Genomic DNA, 930 nt, shown 5'->3' on the forward strand with positions numbered 1-930 from the left:
CCGCGGCGACGGCAAGCCGGAGGCCGAAGCCGCCGAGCCGCTGGCCGAGTGGGAGCAAGAGCTGCTGGCCGCCGCGACGGCGCCGGCCGCCGATCCGACTGCCACCCAGGCACAACCGGCGACTGACGCCGCAACCGAACAGACCACCGACCCTTCATAGGAAAGGCTGAGCATTGGCGAACTACACCGCTGCTGACGTCAAGCGGCTTCGGGAGCTGACCGGCGCCGGCATGCTCGACTGCAAGAACGCGCTGGCCGAATCCGATGGCGACTTCGACAAGGCTGTCGAGGCGCTGCGGATCAAGGGCGCCAAGGACGTCGGCAAACGCGCCGAGCGGGCGACGGCCGAGGGACTGGTCGCCGCCAAGGACGGCGCGCTGATCGAGCTGAACTCCGAGACTGACTTCGTTGCCAAGAACGCCGAGTTTCAGAAGCTGGCCGACCAGATCGTCACCGCCGCGGCGGCCTCGAAGGCAACCGACGTCGACACGCTCAAAGCGGCCAAAGTCGGCGACAAGACCGTCGAGCAGGCCATCGCCGAGCTGTCGGCGAAGATCGGCGAGAAGCTTGAGCTGCGCCGCGTCGCGTTTTTCGACGGCACCGTCGAAACCTATCTGCACAAGCGGTCGGCCGACCTGCCGCCGGCGGTGGGTGTGCTGGTGGAGTACACCGGCTCCGACAAAGACGCCGCCAAAGAGGCCGCGCATGCGGTCGCGCTGCAGATCGCCGCGCTGAAGGCCCGCTATCTGAGCCGTGACGACGTGCCCGCCGACGTGGTGGCCAATGAGCGCCGCATCGCCGAGGAAACCGCCAAGGCCGAGGGCAAGCCGGAACAGGCGCTGCCCAAGATCGTGGAAGGCCGACTGGGCGGATTCTTCAAGGATGTCGTGCTGCTCGACCAGCCGTCGGTTTCGGACAGCAAGAAGACCG

The 930-nt window shown here is 67.5% G+C and carries 1 protein-coding gene and 1 pseudogene; both read left to right on the forward strand.

The genetic code is table 11. From position 1 onward, the window contains the following. Nucleotides 1–160: pseudogene (locus ACFE99_RS16955) on the forward strand (30S ribosomal protein S2); the annotation flags it as partial. Between the two features lie 13 nt (nucleotides 161–173). Continuing rightward, nucleotides 174–930, forward strand: a 757-nt coding sequence (gene tsf / locus ACFE99_RS16960; RefSeq protein WP_375487313.1) for a translation elongation factor Ts, incomplete at its 3' end; no start/stop codon positions are given.

Origin of the sequence: uncultured Mycobacterium sp., assembly GCF_964249325.1 — a bacterium.
Taxonomy (GTDB): Bacteria; Actinomycetota; Actinomycetes; order Mycobacteriales; family Mycobacteriaceae; genus Mycobacterium.